We start from the raw sequence: 4,438 nt of genomic DNA, 5'->3' as shown, positions 1-4,438 counted from the left end.
TTTTTATTGGATTTCAATTGTTCTTTTCTGTTCATACATAATTATACTACACATAGCTATAATTTATCGCCTTATATCCCCATGCCTGAAGGCAGGGGCATTACGGCGATGGATGGTAAGCTATTTATATTATTCTATGTCTTTAGAGAAATCTTTTTCTGTAGCTATTCCAGTCTTGGCTGATTCGCCAGGGGTTGCAGTCATTAGCCCTCCATTTTTGTTAGAAAAATTTAGCGCCTCTGATTTTCTTTGTGCTGATTTCTGTGCGGATACAGTCAAAAGTCCCTTTCAACCCATAATGGTCTCTTTCGATGGAAAACCGGTTCAGCTAGGAGAAATTAATATAAACTGCAAAAGATCGATAACCGATTTCCAAAATCCAGATCTGATAATTGTTCCTAGCGTTGGTACGGACTTCGATTTATCCCTTCAAATCAATAAACCTTATATCGATTGGATTGCGAAATGCTATAGGCAGGGCAGTATTGTGGCGAGTTTCTGTACAGGTGCTCTTATCCTGGCTGAATCTGGAATTTTAAATGGCAAACGAGCAACAACTAACTGGTGCTATGCGGAATTCTTCAAAAAGAAGTATCCAAATATTCAATGGCACATTGACCAACTGATTGTAGACGAAGGTTCAGTGATAACAGCCGGAGGCGCCACTTCCTATCTGAATCTGGTCATTCATATTGGTAGAAAATTTCTTGGTCAACAGACCGCTCTTAGGGCAGCAAAAAGGATGTTGATCGATGTGGAACGCCATTCCCAATTGCCCTACATGGTATTCTCTCAACATAAAAATCATGGAGATGAAGCCTTAAAAAAAGCACAGATTATTATTGAAAAGAATTTTCAAGCCCCTCCATCTTTTCAGGAAATTGCCATTTCTTGTGGATTATCCACTCGTACTCTCTTAAGAAAGTTTCGAGCGACTCTTGGGTTAAGCCCATCAAAATACTTGCAATCTGTTCGGATAGAGGCTGCAAAACATCTATTGGAAACGACAAACAAAACCATAGAAGAAATCAGCTATGCTGTGGGCTATGAAGAGGAAAGATCGTTTCGCAGACTTTTTAAAAAACTCACAAGCCTTTCTCCAAAAGCTTATAGGGCTAAATACGGTGTAGCTGTCTTTTTAAATTCTAAGGACTTATGCTCTTGCAGTGGCAGCAAATAATCCCATCCCCTTCGTAACCGATCTTTCCAAAATGCCATTATTTTTAAGTAAATCGGAGAGTTATTAATCGTTTTGCCTAAATTTTTTCCCAACAATTTCTCACAATGATTGCCATTTTTTTCTTTAAAAGAACTCAGCTAAGTTGATATAGACGATATGATATGTGATATCAAATAGCATTTTAGTTTTTTTAAAGGGAAACTTAGCCATGCAGAGAAATCAAAAGACAATCTTCAAAGTTTTAGTAATGGCTTTTATTGGTTTTACAAGCTTCTGGAGACCGCTTCAAGGAGCAGATTACGATCCGAACCCACCGTTTGGACTGGATCAACTCAAACCCATCGAAATCAAAGATCCCCTGACCCAAAAAACAATTCAAGGCTATCAACCCAAAAACTCTTATAACATTTTCATTAACTATGAACTTGGAATGCATTGTGTGGGCTTTGACATTTCTTATTGCTGTGTAATTCCACCCTACAATTCCATTCAGGCTCAAGTCGTGGAATCAGGAAGGAATGGGACAAAACCAAAACTTCTTTCCCCAGAAGATAAAGTCAAGCTCTATTACTATCTTAAAGACAACAGCTATTCGGAAGGCAACAAAATGAGATACTGGTCCGTTTTAAAAGATGTCAATGGCAACGGTAGCCTTGCTGACCCAGGAGACAATATGGCTAATTATGTCTGGGAACACCTTTTTATCTATAAAGATTTAGAAGGCACCCTGCCCAAAGACTGGTCGATTAAAAATCGGATCCGTATAGGAAAGGATATCATGGTGCCAATCGATGCGGGGCCCTCTGGGAAGCCCCTTGCAGGAGGCTATCTTGAGTATGCCCCTGACAATGGAGGAAACATTGTTTTTACTGATTCAATGATTCCTGAGGTTAAAAACGTAGCGATAAAACTAACCGCTTCCAATATTTGGGATGCGCTCGGTCTTCCCCTCACTGCTTTCAATGATTCTGTAAGAAAAGGAACTATTCGAACGATCACCGATAAGGATTTCCAACCTTATCAATATGCTACTGTTCAGCTCCACGACGACACCGGAAAACCGGTACTAGTCGATGGGAAAAAAGTGGAATTTTTTGGAACGAATCCTGTGGATATTCCTAACTGTGTCATGTGCCATTCCGGAGAGGGCAAGGCAGCTAAGCTTTCCAGACAAGCCGGCTTTGTCCTATTTGAAAAAGAATACGAGTACTGGAAAAAAAATTATCCTGATGAGTCTGAATATATGGCTAGGCTTTCGGCCTCTTCTATCAATCTGCTGGAACTTCATGATAAGATGTTTAAAACCAATTTTCTAAAAGACTATAACCCGAATGCCTCCTCGAATCGTCTCGGATCGGTTGGATCCGTAAACTGTGCCGACTGTCATGGAGATAATGTTTCTGGAAATCTTCAGGAACCAAGACCCGGAACTACCGGTTATAAAGCTCTTAAAGCAAGACCTTTAACCGAATCCATTCATGCAGTACATGCTAACTTTTTGGCTGATATGAATGATAAAGCAGGTAGAACCGTTAGCTGTCAGGCCTGCCATCCTACTCACTGGACTAATCCAAACATGAATAATTTTGATACGAATCCCTATCAGATCATCGATTCTAACGGGAACAATAAATACGCCAATGCTGACCAAAGGACTGCTGGGGGAGGTTGCTATTTAAGAAGGGATGCCCATTCTAACCCTGCTGTCAAACCACCATTCTTTTTGAATTCTGTTGGAAAGTGGTATTTAGAAAATGTCAGTACTAGAGATGAGAACGATCAGCCGGTCTCGGAGCTCCGAGGTCTTACGTGTACGAATTGTCATAACCAACTTTCTCATGAACTCTATAAGTATGACGATCTGGAGAATGAAGTCAGCCAGGAAGGCAAAACATTGAGGAATAAAAGTATCGATGAAATAATAAAAATTCTAGCTGATGGAGAACCTAAGCGGTTTGCTGATATGGCTGATCCTAGAATAAAAGACGGAAATAATCCACTTTACGAGTTTTTCAATAATCATCAAGGAGCTACCCTAGTAAAGGCTACAAAGGATAGCAGAGGTAACGTAAAGCTGTTGGCCTGGAACGCCAAAGAAGGCGTGCCCGTGCCTTATGAAAAGGCATCAGGGGGGAGCGATTGGTGGCTTGCGCCTGCTGAACCGAAATGTGCAAGCTGCCATGCCGCTCCCTTCGTAGAAAGCATGGGAGGAAAATATTTTCCTATCGATCAGCCTCATAAATACTCGCTTTACCGCTTTTCTAAGGCTCACGGTAAAATTGCCTGTCAGTCCTGTCACGAGTCGATCCATGGGCTTTATCCAGTCAGAGCTGAAGGAGAAGAAGAAAACACTGTGGATCTTACCACGCATAAGCAGGCCCTACAGTATTCACCCGATGGTCGTTATGCAGGGCCTGTTAGCTGTTCTGCTTGTCACACAGTCAATGCAAAAGGAGTGCCCGTTCAGCTCGTAGGCACCGAGTATGAAAATGATTACTGGGCTTCCGTTGTGCTCCTGCACTTTATGCGCGAAGGAGACGAAAAGTTGCCAATCAAAGAGCTAATTCAGAAATATCCCTATCAAAAATCAAGGCAAATAGTCATCGAAAGCTGGAAATAGTTTTTTTAGCCATCCCTTTTCTGCCTTTTGCATTAAAAGCCCCTCCTTGGCCCCTTTCCCCCCTCTATTTGCATAACAACTTATAATTTTAATTGGTGTACTCATACATTAAATTAGGTTTTTATTTTTCTTTACAGAGATAAAGTATTGTAAAAGACGACGGAGAGCTCTAAGCCGGAATCGGCGGCGGTTTGGGGCCCAACACAATTAGCCAGGGCTTTGTGGGAGGAGTTGGGGTTTCCTTTAGCTTTTGGAGAGAGCTGCCCTAGAGGCGGCAAGCTCTTTCTTTTGCGGAGAAAGCTTTTGTTCTTGTAGCCCATCGGTTGATTTGTCCGGGAAGCGAACATGCCCTCTACCCAGTGGTTAGAGACTGACTATGTCCCGGATCGGCGGGGGGAAAGCGTACTAATGCCGGTGTAAAAGCAAAACGGTCGGGTACAGTTGGACCACCGCTTCCTTTGGCCCTGGTATCGGACGCTGGATGAGCTGATTCAAAGGAAGGGGAAGATCGAAGAGGGCCTTTTTGCCAGGCTGCAAGACCCATCACGGGTATCGCTATTTCCGCTGGAGCCTCCGTTCCGGTCGGTTCCAGTTCTGGCGAAAAGGCCTTTGGAACAGCAAAAGCTTCCCTAAGGCAA

At 42.5% G+C, this 4,438-nt stretch carries 4 protein-coding genes; 3 read left to right on the top strand and 1 reads right to left on the bottom strand.

The window, feature by feature from the left end; genetic code table 11:
- From A7Q09_RS10775 to A7Q09_RS09485, 3 genes are all read left to right on the top strand, one after another.
- A partial coding sequence (locus A7Q09_RS10775; RefSeq protein WP_208526741.1) for a hypothetical protein occupies positions 1–183 on the top strand: 183 nt, incomplete at its 5' end.
- Positions 137–1,180 (top strand): GlxA family transcriptional regulator, encoded by a 1,044-nt coding sequence (locus A7Q09_RS09490; protein ID WP_166791978.1) that lies wholly within the window; start codon positions 137–139, stop codon positions 1,178–1,180. The genes A7Q09_RS10775 and A7Q09_RS09490, both read left to right, overlap by 47 nt.
- A gap of 208 nt (positions 1,181–1,388) precedes the next feature.
- The gene (locus A7Q09_RS09485; protein WP_134391211.1) at positions 1,389–3,800 is read left to right on the top strand and encodes a hypothetical protein; all 2,412 of its coding nucleotides are present in this window, start codon (positions 1,389–1,391) and stop codon (positions 3,798–3,800) included.
- A gap of 352 nt (positions 3,801–4,152) precedes the next feature.
- Here A7Q09_RS09485 and A7Q09_RS10575 read toward each other — a convergent pair.
- A partial coding sequence (locus tag A7Q09_RS10575) for a hypothetical protein (RefSeq protein ID WP_166791977.1) occupies positions 4,153–4,438 on the bottom strand: 286 nt, incomplete at its 5' end.

Origin of the sequence: Methylacidiphilum sp. Yel (assembly GCF_004421185.1) — a bacterium.
GTDB lineage: Bacteria > Verrucomicrobiota > Verrucomicrobiia > Methylacidiphilales > Methylacidiphilaceae > Methylacidiphilum.
The sequence above is the reverse complement of the archived record's forward strand: the minus strand, read 5'-3'. Positions and strand labels throughout refer to the sequence as shown.

Coding starts and splice junctions, on each gene's coding strand:
- A7Q09_RS09485 (WP_134391211.1), top strand. CDS start 1,389: ATGCAGAGAAATCAAAAGACAATCTTCAAAGTTTTAGTAATGGCTTTT.
- A7Q09_RS09490 (WP_166791978.1), top strand. CDS start 137: ATGTCTTTAGAGAAATCTTTTTCTGTAGCTATTCCAGTCTTGGCTGAT.